Source organism: Parasphingomonas puruogangriensis (assembly GCF_036663635.1).
Classification (GTDB): domain Bacteria; phylum Pseudomonadota; class Alphaproteobacteria; order Sphingomonadales; family Sphingomonadaceae; genus Sphingomonas.
The window spans coordinates 321728-339861 of sequence record NZ_JAXOJI010000001.1 but is presented as its reverse complement, the minus strand read 5'-3'; the positions used below and the strand labels follow the sequence as shown (position 1 = coordinate 339861).

The 18134-nt window shown below is 66.2% G+C and carries 18 protein-coding genes and 1 tRNA gene; 8 read left to right on the top strand and 11 right to left on the bottom strand.

Annotated features, from left to right (window positions below; genetic code table 11):
• Nucleotides 1–137: 137 nt before the first annotated feature.
• The 6 genes from U1739_RS01690 to U1739_RS01665 form a co-directional block, all read right to left on the bottom strand.
• Nucleotides 138–1592 carry an MATE family efflux transporter gene (locus tag U1739_RS01690; RefSeq protein ID WP_332703352.1) on the bottom strand — a complete coding sequence of 485 codons (1455 nt, stop codon included), beginning with the start codon at nucleotides 1590–1592 and terminating at the stop codon, nucleotides 138–140.
• Nucleotides 1593–1716: 124 nt separating this feature from the next.
• Complete coding sequence (locus tag U1739_RS01685; RefSeq protein ID WP_332703350.1) at nucleotides 1717–4572, bottom strand: valine--tRNA ligase; 2856 nt, start codon at nucleotides 4570–4572, stop codon at nucleotides 1717–1719.
• A 158-nt stretch (nucleotides 4573–4730) separates the two neighbouring features.
• A complete protein-coding gene (locus U1739_RS01680; RefSeq protein ID WP_332703348.1) occupies nucleotides 4731–6770 on the bottom strand; it encodes a S9 family peptidase in 2040 nt (679 codons plus the stop codon).
• A gap of 179 nt (nucleotides 6771–6949) precedes the next feature.
• Entirely contained in the window at nucleotides 6950–7468 is a 519-nt protein-coding gene (locus tag U1739_RS01675) for a DUF2497 domain-containing protein (RefSeq protein WP_332703346.1), read from the bottom strand.
• Nucleotides 7469–7522: 54 nt separating this feature from the next.
• Nucleotides 7523–9031: a TolC family outer membrane protein gene (locus U1739_RS01670; RefSeq protein ID WP_332703344.1), complete on the bottom strand. Its 1509-nt coding sequence runs from the start codon at nucleotides 9029–9031 to the stop codon at nucleotides 7523–7525.
• A 9-nt stretch (nucleotides 9032–9040) separates the two neighbouring features.
• Nucleotides 9041–9703, bottom strand: a complete 663-nt coding sequence (locus tag U1739_RS01665; protein ID WP_332703342.1) for a protein-L-isoaspartate O-methyltransferase family protein — start codon at nucleotides 9701–9703, stop codon at nucleotides 9041–9043.
• Nucleotides 9704–9880: 177 nt separating this feature from the next.
• On the opposite strand from U1739_RS01665, the gene U1739_RS01660 reads away from it, so the two are divergent.
• Nucleotides 9881–9954, top strand: a tRNA-Cys gene (locus tag U1739_RS01660).
• Between the two features lie 9 nt (nucleotides 9955–9963).
• Here U1739_RS01660 and U1739_RS01655 read toward each other — a convergent pair.
• Entirely contained in the window at nucleotides 9964–10377 is a 414-nt protein-coding gene (locus U1739_RS01655; protein ID WP_332703340.1) for a (deoxy)nucleoside triphosphate pyrophosphohydrolase, read from the bottom strand.
• 58 nt (nucleotides 10378–10435) lie between these two features.
• Between U1739_RS01655 and U1739_RS01650 the strand changes: the two genes are divergently transcribed.
• Together U1739_RS01650 and U1739_RS01645 are read left to right on the top strand one after the other, a co-directional pair.
• Nucleotides 10436–10621 carry a Flp family type IVb pilin gene (locus U1739_RS01650; protein WP_332703338.1) on the top strand — a complete coding sequence of 62 codons (186 nt, stop codon included), beginning with the start codon at nucleotides 10436–10438 and terminating at the stop codon, nucleotides 10619–10621.
• Between the two features lie 118 nt (nucleotides 10622–10739).
• Complete coding sequence (locus U1739_RS01645) at nucleotides 10740–10922, top strand: Flp family type IVb pilin (RefSeq protein WP_332703336.1); 183 nt, start codon at nucleotides 10740–10742, stop codon at nucleotides 10920–10922.
• Nucleotides 10923–11018: 96 nt separating this feature from the next.
• Here the strand turns inward: U1739_RS01645 and U1739_RS01640 are convergent, their stop codons facing one another.
• From U1739_RS01640 to U1739_RS01625, 4 genes are all read right to left on the bottom strand, one after another.
• A complete protein-coding gene (locus tag U1739_RS01640; RefSeq protein WP_332703334.1) occupies nucleotides 11019–11966 on the bottom strand; it encodes an acetyl-CoA carboxylase carboxyltransferase subunit alpha in 948 nt (315 codons plus the stop codon).
• Between the two features lie 11 nt (nucleotides 11967–11977).
• On the bottom strand, nucleotides 11978–12916 hold the full coding sequence (locus U1739_RS01635; RefSeq protein WP_332703332.1) for a tyrosine recombinase: 939 nt from the start codon (nucleotides 12914–12916) through the stop codon (nucleotides 11978–11980).
• Nucleotides 12917–13049: 133 nt separating this feature from the next.
• Entirely contained in the window at nucleotides 13050–14861 is a 1812-nt protein-coding gene (locus U1739_RS01630; protein ID WP_332703330.1) for a hypothetical protein, read from the bottom strand.
• Complete coding sequence (locus U1739_RS01625) at nucleotides 14842–14979, bottom strand: hypothetical protein (protein WP_332703328.1); 138 nt, start codon at nucleotides 14977–14979, stop codon at nucleotides 14842–14844. The genes U1739_RS01630 and U1739_RS01625 overlap by 20 nt, the downstream gene beginning before the upstream one ends.
• A gap of 82 nt (nucleotides 14980–15061) precedes the next feature.
• On the opposite strand from U1739_RS01625, the gene U1739_RS01620 reads away from it, so the two are divergent.
• From U1739_RS01620 to U1739_RS01600, 5 genes are all read left to right on the top strand, one after another.
• A complete protein-coding gene (locus tag U1739_RS01620) occupies nucleotides 15062–15637 on the top strand; it encodes a shikimate kinase (protein WP_443025498.1) in 576 nt (191 codons plus the stop codon).
• Nucleotides 15634–16734 carry a 3-dehydroquinate synthase gene (gene aroB / locus U1739_RS01615; protein WP_332703324.1) on the top strand — a complete coding sequence of 367 codons (1101 nt, stop codon included), beginning with the start codon at nucleotides 15634–15636 and terminating at the stop codon, nucleotides 16732–16734. Before U1739_RS01620 ends, aroB begins: the two co-directional genes overlap by 4 nt.
• Nucleotides 16735–16886: 152 nt before the next feature.
• The gene (locus tag U1739_RS01610) at nucleotides 16887–17030 is read left to right on the top strand and encodes a DUF2256 domain-containing protein (protein ID WP_332703322.1); all 144 of its coding nucleotides are present in this window, start codon (nucleotides 16887–16889) and stop codon (nucleotides 17028–17030) included.
• A gap of 54 nt (nucleotides 17031–17084) precedes the next feature.
• Nucleotides 17085–17840 carry a MerR family transcriptional regulator gene (locus tag U1739_RS01605; protein ID WP_332703320.1) on the top strand — a complete coding sequence of 252 codons (756 nt, stop codon included), beginning with the start codon at nucleotides 17085–17087 and terminating at the stop codon, nucleotides 17838–17840.
• Between the two features lie 75 nt (nucleotides 17841–17915).
• A complete protein-coding gene (locus tag U1739_RS01600; protein WP_332703318.1) occupies nucleotides 17916–18098 on the top strand; it encodes a hypothetical protein in 183 nt (60 codons plus the stop codon).
• The last annotated feature ends 36 nt before the right edge of the window (nucleotides 18099–18134 follow it).

Here is an 18134-nt window from a genome sequence, read left to right as displayed (position 1 = left end):
CCGCCCTACCAGTACCTTCCCCGGCGAAGGCCGGGGCCCAGTTGCGCAGGTTGAGTTACCAAGCACAGTGCCCGATTACTGCTGTTTCCCGACTGGGCCCCGGCCTTCGCCGGGGAAGGTCCAATTGGGCGCGGGAATTACCCTGTCGGCTGCAATCGCCCTGCCGGCTCGCTCGCGGCATGGGCATGTTCCTCGCCATCGGCCGCCGCCGGCACGACCAACGCGCCCTTGCGCCACGTCCCGCGCCGGTAGAACCACACGGCGCAGACCAGCGACACGGCCGAGCCGATCGGAAACGCCCACCACAAGGCGTCCGCGCCGATCCACGGCCGCGCCGCCAGCGCGAAGCCGATGCGCACCGGATATAGCGCGATGGCCAGGATGATCAGCGGCGCCAGCGTCGATCCATTGGCCCGCACGGTGGAGAACAACACCATCGTCGCGCCGAACATCACGAAGGTCCAGCTGGCGATCAGCTGGATATGCCGCGCGATCGGGATCGCCGCACTATCCGCGCCGACGAACAACGCCATGACCGGGCGATCGAACAGGATGATCGCCGTGATCACCACCAAGGTGATGATCGTGTTGTAGAGGATGCCCGAACGGGTGATCGCATCGACCCGCTCCCATTTGCCGGCGCCGATATTCTGCGCCGCCATGCTCGATACGGCCACGCCGATCGCCATCGCCGGCATCTGGATATAGGTCCACAGTTGCTGCGACACGGCATAGGCCGCGGCGGTATCCACGCCCAGGCGATTGACCAGCCCGACCATCGTCAGTCCCGCGGTCGACATGACCAGCATCTGCGCGCCCATCGGCAGGCCCTTGCTCACGATCGTGCGGACCAAGACCCGCTCGGGCAGCAGATAACGCAGTTCCGCGCCGCGCAGCCGGATCGGCAGGTCGCGCGCATAGACATAGAAGATCAGGCCGAAGGTCGAGACCATCGCCGCGATCAACGTGGCGGTGGCGGAGCCGGCAATACCCATCTTGGGGAATGGCCCAATGCCGTCGATCAGCAGCGGGTTGAGGCTCGAATCGATGATCACGCTGAGCACCATGAACCACAGCGGCGTGATGGAATCGCCGGTGCCGCGCAGCCCCATCTGGATCAACACGCCGAGCATCGACAGCGGCAGCCCCAGGAAGATCACGCGCAGATAGGCCAGCGCCAGCGGCTCGGCCTCGGGCGGCGTGGCGAGCAGATGCAAGATCTCGGGCGCGAGCAGCCAGCCGAGCAGGGTAATGACCAGCGCCCCGCCGACCACCAAACCGATCGCCGAGCCGAACGCCCGCCGCGCCGCCTCGATATCGCCGCGCCCGACCGACTGGCCGATCAGGATCGTCGCGGCCATGCCGAAGCCGAACACGGCGGAGAACATCAGGAACATGATGATATTGGCGTTGGAGGTCGCCGCCAGCGCGCCTTCGCCAAGGAACCGCCCGACCCAGATCGAATTGATCGAACCGTTGAGCGATTGGAGAATGTTCGACGCGAGCGTGGGCAACGCAAAGGCAAGCAACGTCGCCCCGATCGGACCGGTGGTCAGGTCGCGCTTGCGCTTGGAGGTGGGAGCAATGGCCATATTTACTCCGTCACCCCAGCCCAAACCGTCACCCCAGCGAACGCTGGGGTATCACTGCGGCGCGCGACCCGCACGCCCCACAAGGATCCCAGCTTCCGCTGGGATGACGGATCTAGAATTTGGTTCAACCCAGCCGCGCCAGCGCCGCGCCGAGGCGTTCCGCCTCGGCCGCCTTGTCGGCATGATCGGCCTTGGCCTTGTCCACCGCTTCCGGCTTGGCCCGCTCGATAAAGCTCGCATTGCCCAGCCGCCCGGCCAGCGCATCGCGCTCCTTGGCGACCGCCGCGATCGCCTTGGTCAGCCGCGCCTTTTCCGCCTCCAGATCGATCACGCCGTCGAGCGGAATGATGAACGTCGCTTCGTCGGCAACGACCTGGATGCCGCCCTGCCCTGTAAAATCGCCGTCCGCCAGATCGACCCGCGCCAGCCGCGACAGCACCGCCGCGTTGCGCGCGAGGCGCCCCTGCGTCAGTTCGCCCGCGCCACGAACGTGCATCGGCAGCTTCGCCCCCGGCGACACGTTGAGCTCGGTCCGCGCCGCGCGGATGTCGCTGACCAAAGAGATCAGCCAATCGACTTCCTGCGCCGCCGCCGGATCGATCGCGCGCGCATCCGCCATCGGCCATTTGGCCACGATCAGATCGCTCTCGCGCGATCCCATCTTGGACCATAATTCCTCGGTGATGAACGGCATGAACGGGTGCAGCAAAACGAGCAATTGATCGAGCACCCAGCCCGCCACCGCGCGCGTCTCGTCCGCCTCGGGGCCGCTCGCCAGCGCATCCATCTGGCCCAGCACCGGCTTGATCAGCTCGATATACCAGTCGCAGAAACGGCTCCAGCCGAACTGGTAGATCGCGTTGGCCGCACCATCGAAACGGTAATCGGCCAGCGCCAGATCGACCGCCTGCACCGCCTGGATCGTCTCGGCGATGATCCAGCGATTGACCGCCAATTCGGCCTTGGGTGCCTCCAGCGTGGTGCTGGCGACAATGCCGTTCGACTGGCAGAAGCGCGCGGCGTTCCACAGCTTGGTCGCGAAGTTGCGATAGCCCTCGACGCGCTTCTCATCCATCTTGATGTCGCGGCCCTGGCTTTCCATCGCCGCCATGAAGAAGCGCAGCGCATCCGCGCCATATTGATCGATCAACCCCAACGGATCGACCGTATTGCCCTTCGATTTGGACATCTTGGCGCCATCCGCGGCGCGCACCAGGCCGTGCAGGTAGAGCGTCTTGAACGGCACATCCTTCATGAAGTGCATACCCTGCATCATCATGCGGGCGTTCCAGAAGAACAGGATGTCGAAGCCGGAGATCAGCACGTCATTGGGATAGCGGCCGTGCAACGTCGGGCTCGTCTCCTCCGGCCAGCCCATCGTCGCGAACGGCCACAGAGCGGACGAGAACCACGTATCGAGCACGTCGGGATCACGCGCGATGACAATACGTTGATCCCACAAATCTTTCGGATCGGGGCGAAGTATTTGAGGACGCTCGCCGATCTCGACCGGCATCTCAGCCCCGTAATAGGCTGCAGCAAGCTCAAGCGCTTCAGCTTCCGTTTCAGCAACGAAGGCTTTAGTGCCAGTTAGAGAATGCTTCTCATCTGGAGTACCGAGGCCCTCCTCGACCTTCTCAAATACTAGCATCCCGTCCTTCAGTCCCGGCCCGAACCAAGCCGGGATCCGGTGCCCCCACCACAATTGCCGGCTCACGCACCATGGCTGGATATTCTCCATCCAGTTGAAGAAGGTCTTCTCCCACGTCTTGGGCACGATGCGGATGCGCCCGTCGCGCACCGCCTCGATCGCCGGCTGCGCCAGCGTCTTGGCATCGACATACCATTGGTCGGTCAGCCACGGCTCGATCACCACGCCGGAGCGATCGCCATAGGGCGTCTGGATCGTGCGCGGCTCGGCGTCATGCTCGGCGCCGTCCTTGTCGATGTGCGGGACGAGCGAGCCCTCGTCCTTCAACCGCGCGACGACCGCTTTGCGCGCTTCCGCCGTCGAAAGGCCGAGCAACTCCGTCGGGATCAAGCCATCCGACACCTGCACCACCCGCGCTTCGGCATCGAGCATGTTGAGCATCTCGCCCGCCTTGAACCCGGCGCGCTTGCCCACTTCGAAATCGTTGAAGTCATGCCCCGGCGTGATTTTCACCGCGCCCGAGCCGAGCTCGGGATCGGCATGCTCGTCCGCCACGATCGGGATCAGCCGCCCGGTGATCGGCAGCCGCACCTTCTTGCCGATCAACGCGGTGTACCGCGCGTCGGTCGGATGCACCGCCACCGCCATATCGGCGAGCATCGTCTCGGGGCGCGTCGTCGCGACCTCGATGTAACCCGAACCGTCCTCCAGCGGATAGCGCAGCTTCCAGAAGCTGCCCTTGATCTCGCGCGTTTCGACCTCGAGATCGCTGATCGCGGTGCCGAGACCCGGATCCCAGTTCACCAGGCGCTTGTCGCGGTACAGCAAGCCTTCCTTCTGCAGATCGACGAACACTTTCAGCACGGCCTTGGAAAAGCCCGCATCCATCGTGAAGCGCTCGTTCTGCCAGTCCATCGAGCAGCCCAGGCGGCGGAGCTGGGCGGTGATCGTGCCGCCGCTCTCTTCCTTCCATGCCCAGACCTTCTCGACGAACTGTTCGCGCGTGAAATCGGTGCGCTTTTGCGGCGGGTTGGCCGCGCCCATCTGCCGCTCGACCACCATCTGCGTGGCGATGCCGGCATGATCGGTGCCGACCACCCACAGCGCGTCCTTGCCCTTCAGCCGCGCATGGCGCGTCAGGATATCCTGCAGCGTGTTGTCCAGCGCGTGGCCGATATGCAGGTTGCCGGTGACGTTGGGCGGCGGATTGACGATCGTCCACGGCTCCGCCCCCGGACGGTCAAGGCGAAAGCTGCCGCTTTCCTCCCAATGCGCATACCAGCGCGATTCGATTTCGGCGGGGTCGAAGGTCTTGGGGAGCTCGGTCATGGGGGTGGCTTTAGCGGCGAGCAAGCGCCCGACACAAGCCATTCCCCTCCCGCTTGCGGGAGGGGTTAGGGGTGGGCTCGCGCTAACGGCGGGCGGCTCGGTTGTGGAGAGCGCGAGCCCACCCCCGGCCCCTCCCGCAAGCGGGAGGGGGGAAGAAGTCACTTCGCCTGGGTATACTTATCCATCCACCCGAGGACTTCGCCATACCATTGCCGCGAGTTCTTAGGCTTCAGCACCCAATGGTTCTCGTTGGGATTGACCAGCAAGCGCGATGGAATGCCCTTGCGCTGCAACGCCGTGAAGGTCGCCAGCCCCTGCGTATAGGGAATGCGGAAATCCTTCTCGCCGGTGATCACCAGCATTGGCGTCTTCCACTTGTCGACGTGATTGACCGGGTTCCATTTCTCGAACGCCGCCGGGTCCTCGTAATAGGCCTTGCCGCCATGTTCCCATTCGTCGAACCACAATTCTTCGGTTTCGTACGCCATGGCGCGGGCGTCGAACACGCCGTCATGCTGGACGATGCACTTGAAGCGATCGGGCCACTGCCCCTCGAACCAGTTCATCATATAGCCGCCATAGGACGCGCCCAAGGCGCAGGCATTGTCGGCATCAAGCCAGCCGAACTTGTCAGTGGCCGCCTTCAATCCCTTCTGCAGATCCTCCAGCGGCCAGCCGCCCCAATTGTTGCTGATCGAATCGGTGAACGCCTGGCCGTAACCGGTCGAGCCGTGAAAATCGACCGCCACCAGCCCGTAGCCCGCGCCGGCAAACACCGCCGGGTTCCAGCGATACGACCAACTGTTGTTGCTCGACCCTTGCGGGCCGCCATGCACCATGTACGCGACCGGCACCTTGCCGGTGCTGCCGGCGGGCTTCACCGCATAGCCCCACACGGTGTCGTTGTTCGCGCCGGTGAAGTTGAACCGCGTGACCACCGGCATGTCGATGCCGGCCAGCTTGGCGGCGTTGACCGAGGTCAGCCGCACCGTCTTCTTGCCCGACAGGCGATAGAAATCGTCCGGCGCAGTCAGGCTGTTCATGGCGAACACCAGGCCCTTGGCCGTCGGCACGACGCCGGAGATATGCCCCTGCTGCGTCAACCGCGTGACCTTGCCGCTGGCCGCATCCACGGCAAAGACCGGCGTCTCCTGGGTATCATCGGCGGTGACATAGATCGTCCTGCCGTTCTGGCCCCAGGCGATCGACGCGACCGAGCGATCCCAGCCTTGCGTCAGCGCGCGCGTTTGCCCGCTGGCCAGATCGCGTACCATCAGCACCTGCCGGTCGGCCTCGAACCCGGGGCGGGCCATGGCGAAATAGGCTAGGAAGCGGCCATCGGGCGACACGGTCGGCAGATTGTCGGTGCCGTCATTGGCGTCGGTCAGATTGACCGGCGCGGTCGAGCCGTCGGCGGGCACCGCAAAGATATCGAGGTTGGTCGACAGCGGTTCGATCCGCCCAGCTTCCCGCAGGGCGAAATACACCGTCTTGCCGTCGCGGCTCCAATCCACTTCTTCCCCGCCGCCATAAGGCTTGGACGGGGCATCGCCGACAAGCGCACCTTCGATCGCGACGCCGTCGCCCGGCGCGCCGTCCGCGCCGAGCGGCAGCACGAACAATTGCGCGCGATCGCCGTTCGACCATGTATCCCAGTGCCTGACGAACAGTTGGTCGTAGGTGCGGCCTTCGCCGGCCAGCGGGTCCTTCTTGACCATGGCCGGGACGAGGCTCGGCGCGCCCGGCTTGCGATCGGCCCAGACCACGATCTTGTCGCCGGTCGGCGCGACCTTGAAGCCGCCGAACCCGCCCTGGAAGCCGGTCAGCTTGCGTGCATTGGCGCCATCGATGCCGATCGACCAGATCGCGTCGTCGCCGCCCTTGTCCGACTGGTAATAGACCGTCGCGCCATCCGCCGACAGTTGCGGGCTGGTTTCGTTGACATCGCCCTCGGCGGCCAGCTTCTCCGGCTTGGCGCCCTGGCGCGCCAGATCGAGCCGCCACAGGTCGAACCGGCCTTTATTGGCGTCGAGATCGGTTTCGCGCTGCTGCCACACCAGCCAGCGCCCATCGGGCGAGGCGACCGGCGACGACACGCGCGACAACGCGATCACGTCGTCGATGGTCAGTTGGCGGGCAGCGGCTGGGGTGGCGGCGGCAGCGATCGCGAGGACACTCGCGGAGAGGAACATCTTCATGGGGCAAGATGTAGAACGGATCGGGCCGTGGGAGCAACGGGGGCGCCCCGCCGCCCGCCAATGTTCTCCCGCGAAGGCCGGAGTCCAGGGTTTCAAACGATATCTTACATGGCTCTGGGCCCCGCTTTCGCGGGGGAACAGCTGTTATTTGGCGAGACGGAGCGAAGCCCCCGGCCGGATCAGCGCTGGCTGGTGATCCGGGCGATTTCCTGCGCCACCATCTGCTCGACCATGTTGGGCAGATTGGCGTCCATCCAGTCGCGCAGCATCGGGCGGATCATCTCGCGCACCAGCCCCTCGAGCGTGTCGGATCCCGACACGTCGGGCTTGACGATCATGCGCGACAGCGCCTCCAGCGGGCCACGCGTGGCCTGCGTCGCCTGGGGCGATAGGATTGGTTCGGCCTCGGGCACGGCGGCAGTCGCTGGCGCAGGCGCGGCCTGGGCCGGCGGCGTCGGTGCCGGCGAATAGGCATAAGGTTGCGGCATCGGGTCTTCCTGGTCGTAGCGGACCGGATTGCTCAATTCGAGAATTTCGTCATGGCCGAAATCGTCGATGTCAGCGCGCGGCATGGAGGCGGGACGGGGCAGCTTGCGCCCCATGCGCGTCGCGCCGGCGGCATCGCCCTCTTCGGCAATGATGCGTTTGATCGACGACAGGATGTCCTCCATCGACGGCTCGGCGCTGATATCCCCCATCGACACTTCCCATCACCCGAACGGCCACGCGCGAGAAACGCGTGACGACGGCAGTTACTTCGGCACGCTTGCGGGATTAACCACGTCCCTGTCAACCGGCGTATCGAGAATGGGATCGAGCGGCCGGGTCACTTCCGAACCTTGCGCGCGCGTTTCGTTGGTCCGCGTCGCCACCGCCTTGGGTTCGGGATCGCCACCGCGATCCGACCAGCGGTTCTTCACCCGGTTATAATTGACGACCGGATCGTAGAGCGGCCCGCCCTCCAGCCCGAGATCGTCCGCCTCGGCGCGGCCCATCGCCGCTTGCAAGGCGAAGCGAGCGACATACGAATCGCGCCGCGCCGTCACCAACGTGACCTGCGAGTTGAGCAATTCCTGCTCGGCGTTGAGAATATCAAGGATCGTGCGATTGCCCACGCTATTCTCGGCGCGCACGCCTTCCAGCGACAGGCGGTTGGCGCTGACCGCGGTCTCGGCCGAGGCGATCACCTGTTCCGACGATTTCCACACCGCATAGGCGGCGCGCGTATTGGCGATCACCGCGCGCTCGGCTTCGGTGACCTGCTCGATCGATTGGCTGCGCCTGGCCTGTGCCTGACGCACCTGCGCCGCAGGCCGCCCGCCTTGGAACAATGGCAAGGTCAGCGACAGGCCGGCACTGCCCGTCGTGCCGGATTGGCTGCCGACGGCAACGCCGCTGCCCTGCCCGAGCGAGCCGAGATAATTGAAGTAATTCCCGCCCAGTACCACGCCGACGCGGGGCGAGCGACTGGCGCGCGCCACGTTGATGTCGAATTCTGTCGCGTCGCGCGATTTCTGCGCGGCGAGCAACGTGGGATTATCCTGCAGCGCGATGTCGACGGCTTGATCGACCCCGGCGGGCGCGCCGGGCACGGGCGGCGGCGTGTCGAGCACGCCGGGCGCATCGCCGACCAGCCGGATGTAATTCTCGCGGCTCGAGATCAGCCGCGCCTGCGCGGTCTGCAATTGCGCGCGTGCCAAGGCCAGGCGGGCCTGCGACTGCGCGACATCGGTGCGCGTGAGATCGCCGACCTGGAAGCGATCGTTGCTGGCCTGCAGATTGACGTCGAGCACGCGCACGTTTTGCGTGTTCAGCCCGACGATCGCCTCGTCGCGGATCACGTCCATATAGGCGCCGACAACGGCCGTGAAGAGATCGGATTCGGTGCCGCGCAGGCCAAAGCGGCCAGCATCGACGCGCGTTTCCGCCGCGCGGATCGAATTGCGCACCGCGCCGCCATTGAAGATCGGCACCGACAATTGCGTCGCGGCGGTCGCCGAGCGGTCGGGCGAATTGAGGCTGGTCGTGCCCGGCCCCTGCAGCACGGCCTCGCTATAGCCGCCGGTCAGGTCGAGCGCCGGCCGCCCCGCCGCGCGGGCGATCGGCACGTTCTCGTCGATCGCCCGGACGTTGGCGCGCTGCGCGCTCAGCGTCGGGTTGGTGTTATACGCCTTGACCAGGGCATCCTTCAGCGTCTCCGCCGTCGCCGGTCCGGCGATCAGCAACAAGGCGGTTCCGGCGAGCAAGGAAGTCCGGCGCATCATTATCTTTCAGAATGTAAACGATGTGGCGCGGGCAAAGCCCGGCAGGGGCACGCAATCGATGTCGGCGAACGGCAGCAGCGCGAAACCACCCTCGGTCTTCCGCCCCGTGGCCAGCCGAGTAATACCCCGATCGGCGATCCCGCCGACCACGCGGCCGCCAGGCTTGAGCTGCGCGATCAGCGCGTCGGGCAATTGCTCGGTCGATCCGTCGACGAACAGCACGTCATACGGTCCGCCCTCGGCCGACCCGGCCTCGAGCGGCCCTTCGACCACGGTGACGTTACCCTGCCCGGCCAGTGCCGTGCGGGCAAGTTCGGCCAGCGCCGGATCGCTCTCCACGGCGGTCACCGACGCCACGATCTCGGCCAGCACCGCTGCCGTATAGCCGCCCGCCGCGCCGATCAGCAGCACGCGATCGCTGGCCAGCAACGTCGCCTCGGTCAGCAGCCGACCCGTGGCGATCGGCACGTTCTGGAAGCGCGCGCGGCCCAGCGGCACGGCGGTGTCGCGATACGCCATCTGCTTGGCCTCGGCCGGCAAAAAATTCTCGCGCGGCACCCGCGCCATCACCGCGACGACGCGCGCGTCGCTCACCGCATTGGTGCGCAACTGGTTCGAGACCATTGCGTGCCGCATCACTTCAGCCGAATCGGTTGTTTCAAATGTCATTACGCTATCCTCATTACACAGCTGTTTTAGCTGTGCAACACACCAATTGATCCGTCCGGCTTGTATCGCGCGCAGCAGCTCGCGCCAAGCGAGCGATGCACCCCCGCCGCGCTAAATTCGCGCCATGAAGGTTGACACCGGCCCCCGCCCGCCGCATCTCGCCGCCTCGCTCATCGAGGCCCGATGGCGGAGTGGTGACGTAGAGGACTGCAAATCCTCGCACCCGGGTTCGATTCCCGGTCGGGCCTCCAAGCGTTTCCTCAGATAGTCCGCTGCAGCGTATCAATGAACGGCGCGTCCGCCGGTGGCATGGCGAGCAGGCGCATCTCGTCCGGGGTTACCCATTGCAAGGCGACCGCGTCGAGCGCTTCGGGCGTACCCGTCCAGCACCGGCAGACGTACAGCAGTAACAGCAAATGCTTGTTGCCTAGCGCCTCACTGGCGAAGGTCGCCGGCGCCAGATCCCCCGCCGACACCACGATGCCGAGCTCTTCGGCCAATTCGCGCACCAGGCCCGCCTCGGGCGTTTCGCCCCGCTCGACCTTGCCGCCGGGAAATTCCCACAAGCCCGCCATCTGCTTGCCCGGCGGGCGCTGCTGCACCAGCACGCGCCCGGCCGCGTCGATCAGCGCCACGGCCACCACGGGGAACAGCAATGTAGGATCATTCGGCATTGGTTAACTCTCCTGCGATAGGTTTCATCAGCACTTTCGCTGGGCCAGGACTGCCGACATGTTCGTACGATTCATCCGGCGGCTGGCGCGCGACCAAGGCGGTGGCACGGCAATCGAATATGGCCTGATCGCCGCCCTGATGGTGCTGGCCATGATCGTCGCCTTTGCCGAGCTCGCCGACACCACCAACGGCCTGTGGAGCGGCGTCAAGAACAAGGTCGTCAAGGCCAATACCAACGGTTGATGCCGCGCAATTATATTTGCCATTCTTAAGTTTTCATCAACCCCGACAGCTTAGGCAGGGGCGTCGTTCCGGTTCTCCGGTGCGACCGGGTACTGAAGATCGCAACTGGAGACCGCACATGCAGAAGATTCGCAATTTCATCAAGAACAGCAAGGGCGCGACCGCCATCGAGTACGGCCTGATTGCCGCACTGATCGCCGTCGCCGCCATCGCCGCCATGCAGGGCCTGGGCAACCAGATGAAGTCCACCTTCAACAAGGTGAACACCAGCATGAACCAGACGGCAACGCCGACCACGTAATCGCGTAAGCGGTTATGAAACGATCGGGGCGGCGGAAGGATCTTCCGCCGCCCCTTTTGCGTCTGGCGCTGCCTTCGGTCGTGCGCGACTGGCGGTTTACAGCCGGCCCATGGCCAAGAATTTCTCGCGCCGATCGCGGCGCAATTCGGCTGGCCCCATATTGCCGAGACCGCCCAGCGCCTCCTTCAGCGCATCGCCCAGGCTGGCGATGGCCAGCGCGGGATCGCGGTGCGCGCCGCCCAATGGCTCGGGCACGATCGTGTCGATCACGCCCAGCCCTTTCAGATCCTGCGCCGTCACCTTCATCGCCTCAGCCGCATCCGCCGCCTTGTCCGCGGTGCGCCACAGGATCGACGCGCAACCCTCGGGCGAGATCACCGAATAGATGGCGTGCTCGAACATCAGCACCTTGTTGCCCGCGGCCAGCGCGATCGCGCCGCCCGATCCGCCCTCGCCAACCACTGCGGCGATCATCGGCACGCCGAGTGACAGGCACATCTCGGTCGAGCGGGCGATCGCCTCGGCCTGGCCGCGTTCCTCCGCCTGCACGCCGGGGAACGCGCCCGACGTGTCGACCAGGGTCAGCACCGGCAGGCCAAAGCGATCGGCGAGCTGCATCAGGCGGATCGCCTTGCGATACCCCTCGGGCTTGCCCATGCCGAAATTGTGCTTGAGCCGGCTGGCGGTATCGTCGCCCTTCTCATGCCCGATGACCATTACGCGCGTGCCCCGGAATTGGGCGAAACCGCCGACGATCGCCTGATCGTCGCCAAAGGCGCGATCCCCGGCGAGCACGGTGAAATCGTCGAACAGGCCGGCGACATAATGTTTGAAATGCGGCCGCTCGCCGTGGCGCGCGACCTGCGTCTTCTGCCACGGCGTCAGGCGCGCATAGGTGTCGCGCAACGCCTTGTCGGACTTGGCCTGCAGCTTGGCGACCTCCGCATCGATGTCCACCGTGCCATCGGCGGCGGTTTCACGCAGTTCGTCGATCCGCCCCTGCAGTTCGGCGATCGGTTTTTCGAAATCTAGGAAGCTTGCCATAGGCCGCGCGGTTAAGCCCCGCGTCGCTTGCCGTCAATTGAACCTGCAGTATCGGTCAGCGGATGGCGGCTGTTGACCAGCTCGACCAGCCGCGCGCTATCGACATGCGTGTAGATTTCGGTGGTCGCGATATCGGCATGGCCGAGCATGGATTGCAGCGCGCGCAGATCCGCCCCGCCCTCCAGCAGATGCGTCGCGAAGGCATGGCGCAGCACGTGCGGGCTGACCCGCTCGGGCGGAATCCCCGCCTCCGCCGCCAGCGCTTTCAGCAGCTGATACAGCCGGATGCGCGAGAGATGCGCTTTGCCCGAGGGAAACAGCCATGCCCGGTCCGTGGCCAGCGTGTCGCGCCACACGGCCACCGCCGCGCGCGCGCGATCGGAGATCGGCACCAGCCGTTCCCGCCCGCCCTTGCCGCGCAGGATCAGATAGGGCCGGTCGGGCGCGATCGCGTTGCGCGGCAGCGAGACCAATTCGGTCGCGCGCAGGCCGGAGCCGTAGAGCAGTTCGACCAGCGCCGAGAGCCGCAGGTCGTTGGGGTCGGGCGGATCGCGCGCGACACGCTCGGCAATAGCGGCGAACAGCCGGTCGACATCGCCGTGATCGAGCGTCTTGGGCAGCGCGCGCTGCGCCCCCGGCCGCGGTAAAGCGCCACCTGGATCGTCCTTGCGCAGCCCCTCATCGGCGAGAAACGCGAAGAACCGCCGCAGCGCCGCCGACTTCCGCGCCACGCTCGAGCGGGAGAGCGTCAGCCAATGCTCACCCAGCCGCGACAATTCCCCTGCCGACGCTTCGGCCAGGCGGTGTTCGAGAAAGTCGGAGGCGAGCGACAGATCGCTGCGATAAGCGGCGAGCGTATTCTTCGCCGCCCCCGCCTCGGCCGCCATCATCTCGAGGAACCGTTCGATCAGGACGCGGTCCGGACTTACTGCCACGAGCCACCAGCCCATAAAATATCGTCATCCTGAACTCGTTTCAGGATCCAGGCACGGTCATCCGCCTCACCGACACCGTCAATTTGGCAACTGACCGCGCCTGGATCCTGAACCAAGTTCAGGATGACGGCGGGGGGCCGCCCCACGCTCAAAGCCGGGCGATCGCCTCGGTGGCGATCATCCGTGCCTGGCCGCCCAGCCCGACCAGCCGCAGCGCATTGCACACCCGGTACAGCACTTCCGGCGGCACGCCGCGCCAGTCGGTCGTCTGCATGCCGATCCCCGCCAGCACGATCACCAGCCCGGGCTGGTTGGCGCGCGCGGCGCGGTCGATCGCGCGCGTCCAGCCATTCTCCTGCCCGATCGCCACTTCGACCGAACTTGCCCCGCGCTGCGCCTCGGCCGGGCTCATCCGTCCCAGCCCGGCCATGCCGGCGAAGAACAATTTCTGCTTGAGTGCGACATTGGCGCCGGCCGGCGCATAATCGTTTACCTCGCCGGCACCGTAGCGCCGCGACGCGTCCGGGTCGGCCAGCGCCAGCATCGCCCAGCCGTCGCTGCCCGCCGTGACGCGCGAGTGCCAGCGCAATGCGGTGCGATCCAGCCCGGCGCTCAGCATCGACGCGATCAGCCGATCCATATCGACCTCCTGCGTATCGACCGGCAGCCGCGCCGCCGCCCGCGCGGTGAGAATCAATCGTGCATAGCGCGCGTCCGGCGTCTTCGCCTCATTCCACAGGCCCGTCAGCGCCGTCACCCGTTCCGCGCGCGTCGGCGCGACATAAGCGGTGCGCAGATCGCGTCCGATGGCATATTCGGCGCGCGACTGATCGTCCTCGCCATCGATCGCGCCGTAGAGATCGACCAACGCCGCGTTCGACAGCACGCCGCGCGCCACGGCATAGTCCGCCGGGGCAATGCGCTGGCGCACGTCAAGCATCGGCGACAGCGCGCGCCAGGCCTGCACCTGCGGCCCGGCGGTCTGCAGCATCGTATCGGGGATATCGGTGCCGCTGGCGGTGGCCAGGCCATAGCGCCAGGCGGTAAGCTGATCGACGCCGTCCCATTCGATGGTGATCGCCTGTCGCCCGCGCGCGCCCATCCCGGCGACCTTGCGCGCCAGCAGCATGTCCACGCCGCGCGCGGCCCCCTGCTTTTCCAGCGCCTTGAGCAGCGGCGCGGCCGCTTCGCCGGCCAGCGCCTTGCAGATGCCGCGTGCGACCAGCCAGCCGCGCTCCTGCGCTTGCGCCACGCCGCCCTCGACCAGCGGGCATAATTGCCCCGGATCGCCGGTCGCCAGCGCGGTCTGCATCGCCACCTGATACAGTTTCGGCGTGTAATTTTCGGTGTCGACCGCCTGCACGACGGCGCGCGCGGCGACCGATTCGCCCATCCGCACCAGCAGCCAGGCGCGCTCGGCGGCGAAATCCGCGCCATTGACCCGCGCCGGCGTATCGACGCGCGACACCAATGTCCGGCGCAGCGCGATCGACAGCCAGCGCGATGCGATCGGCGCGCGCAGGCTGCGCATCAGCGCTTCGAGATAGATGCCGTCGACGCCGCGAAACGCATCCGCGCCGAGCGCGCCTTCGGCCGGCCCGGCCGCGCCGACCAGGCTGAGCGAGCGCCGCGCATAGGCCGGCATTTCATAACGCTGCGCTTCGGCCGCCTGCTGGGCCGCCAGCAATGCCAACGCCGCCGGATCGAGCGGAGTCGGCGAGGGGGTCGGCACCGGCGTCGCCGGCAGGCCCAATGTCGTCGGGGCGAGCGTCAGCCCGCCGGGAGCACCCGGCTCCGGCGTGGCGCGCGGGCGCGGTGGTGCGCTCGGCGCCGGGGCAACCGGTTCGTCAAAGCCCGGCGGCAACAGCGATTCGGGGCTGTCCTGCCCCAGCGCCATCGTCGCGCCGAGCAGGGAGACCGCAATCGCCCCGAGCGCGACCTTAGTTCGAGAGATTCGCAAGCGGCACCACTTTCTCGACGCGGACCGGCGGCTTTTCGTGCGCCAGACCGGAGAGCAAGAACAGCCCGCCGATGACGAGAACCACGACGACGATAAGCGTAACCACGAGACGAGACATAATAACCCTGTACGAACAAATGTGGATGCGGCGTCACGCGCCTTTTGCCGCAGGCGCAGGGTCGCTGTATAGCCCGGCCGCGATGTTGCAAAGCCACCTTCCCGACGATCCGTCCGACGATCCCCCGAAAGCGCCGCGATCCGATCGCCGGGGCGAGCGGCCGATCGTGCTGGTCGGCTTGATGGGGGCCGGCAAATCGACCGTCGGTCGGCGCTTGGCGACGCGGCTCAACCTGCCCTTCGTCGATGCCGATACCGAGATCGAGACCGCCGCCGGCATGTCGATCGCGGACATCTTCGATCGCTTCGGCGAGGCGCATTTCCGCGATGGCGAACGCCGCGTGATCGCCCGGCTGATCGACGGCACGCCCAAGGTCATCGCTACCGGTGGTGGCGCGTTCATCCACGATCAGACCCGCGCCCTGATCCTCGACCAGGCCACTGCGATCTGGCTCGATGCCGACACCGCCGTGCTGGCCGACCGCGTCGGTCGCCGCGACACCCGCCCATTGCTGCGTGGCAAGGACCCACGCAAGGTGCTGATCGAGCTCGCCCGCGTGCGCAATCCGATCTACGCGCTCGCCCCGATCCGCATTCCCAGCCATCACGCACCGCACGAACATACCGTGGTACAGATCCTGAAAGCACTCGGCCTATGACCGTCATTCCCGTCTCCCTGGGGGCGCGCAGCTATGACGTGATCGTCGAGAACGGTCTGCTCGCGCGCGCCGGCGACCATCTCGCGCCGCTGTCGCGCGGCCGCAAGATGGCGATCGTTACCGACGAGAACGTCCTGCCGCACCTCGCCACGCTGCAAGCGGCGCTCGCCGCCACGGGCGTGCAGAGCGAGGCGATCGTGCTCCCGCCGGGCGAAGGCACCAAGAGCTGGGCGATGCTCGAAACGCTGACCGATCGTCTGTTGGCGCTCGGCGTGGAGCGCGGCGATCATGTCACCGCCTTGGGCGGCGGGGTGATCGGCGATCTCGTCGGCTTCGCCTGCGCCATCCTCAAGCGCGGCTGCGGCTTCGTGCAGATCCCCACCACCTTGCTCGCGCAGGTCGATAGCTCGGTCGGCGGCAAGACAGCGATCAACAGCAAGGCCGGCAAGAATCTCGTCGGTGCCTTCCATCAGCCGGCATTGGTGCTGGTCGATCCCACCACGCTCGACACGCTCCCGCTGCGCCAGGTGCGCGCCGGCTATGCCGAAGTCATCAAATACGGCCTGATCGACGATCCCGCCTTTTTCGTCTGGTGCGAGGCCAACGCGGCCGCGCTGATCGCCGGCGACGCAGCGGCGCGCACCTACGCCATCAGCCACAGCATTGCCGCAAAAGCGCGCATCGTCGGGGAGGACGAATTCGAGACCAAGGGCCGCCGCGCCTTGCTCAATCTCGGTCACACGTTCGGTCATGCGCTGGAAGCGGAAGCGGGCTTTTCGGACAAGCTGCTCCACGGCGAAGGCGTCGCCGCCGGCATGGCATTGGCCTTTGGCTTTTCCGCGGCCCAGGGCATCGCCCCGCCGGTCGACGCCGAACGCGTCAGCGCGCATCTCGCCGCGGTCGGCCTGCCCCACGGGCTCGCCGCGGCCAACAGCACGCAAAGCGGTCAACAGCTGGTTGCCCACATGATGCACGACAAGAAGATGAACGCCGGCACCCTGCCCTTCCTGCTCGCCCGCGGCATTGGCGAGACCTATGTCGACAAGACGGTGGATCTGGCGAAGGTAACGGCGTTTCTGGACGCGCAGCCGCGTTAACGCTTATCGCCCTCACCCTTCCGGCGCTTGGCGCCTCCCTCCCTCTCCCGATGGAAGAGGAAATTGGCTCCCTCTCCCATCGGGAGAGGGAAGGGGCCCGGCGGCGCAGCCGGTGGGAAGGGTGAGGGCAACAAATTCGAGAGGTAGCCAGCGTGCCCCGCAACATCGCTAAAGCCAATCTGCCCACCAAGACCTGTCCGGTCTGCCAGCGCCCGTTCGCCTGGCGCAAGAAGTGGGAACGCGATTGGGACAGTGTAATCTACTGCTCCGAACGCTGCCGCCGCACGAAATCCTGAGCGCCGAAACTAACGCTTGAAGTTGACGCAGCGTCATCCGGTAGGGTGTCCCTCATGGACACGCTCGACATATCGGACATCGCCCGCCGCACCGGTCTCACCGCCCGAGCGCTGCGCTTTTACGAGGCCCGCGGGCTGGTTAAACCGCTGCGCACTGCCAATGGCCGGCGCTGTTTCGGCCCGGCCGAGCTTGCTCGCCTCCACGCCATCGTCGCGCTGAAACGCGCCGGCTTCACACTCACCGCAATCCAGCGCTTGCTCGCTGGGGACGAAACCGATCTCGGCCGCCTGGTGGCCGCGCAGATCGCCGAACTCGATGCCCGCGCCACCGAACTGGCCGAGACGCGCGCGCTGCTCACCACCGTCATGTCCCGCATCGATCGCCGCGAGCCGATCGACATCGCGACGCTTTGCTCGCTCATCTCGAAAGGAAACGTCATGTCCCAAGAAAACTGGCAAGCGGTCAGCGACCGCTATCTCTCCGACGAAGGCAAGGCTGACTTCGCGGCGACGCCGCTGCCGACCGGGTTCGATCAGGCCGCTTATACCGCCCAATGGGCCGATCTCACCGGGCGGATCGAGGCAGCCTTGCCGCTCGACCCTGCCACACCGGCTGCGCAGGCGTTCTACACCGAATGGCAAAAGCTGCTCGCCCCCTTTACCGCCATCGCTACTCCAGCGATGACCGAGGGGGTGAGCAGCATGTATGACGGTATCGACAGCTGGCACAGCGAGCAGCAACCGCCCTTCCCGCCCGCGGTCTGGAAGTTCATCAAGGCGGCAGGGGCGGTCGCTGTCCGGAAGCGGTGAAAAACTTGGCTCGGAGCCGGACACGCGATCCGATTCACGCGTTAAGGCCGCTCTCCCCAACCAAAGGACAGTTCCATGGCCAAGGCCCTTTCCCGCTTCACGATCGAGCCCGCCGACGAGGGCTATACGCTGCATATCGAGGACGATAGCGGCGAAACGCTGGAGCTCACCGCGACCGCCGAGCAGCTCGATATCATCGCCGAGGCGATCGAGGATCAACTCGAGGAAGATGTCGAAGAAATCGACGTCGCCGAATAAGTGACGGCGCCCTGGCTTCGGTCAGGGCGCCTTTTT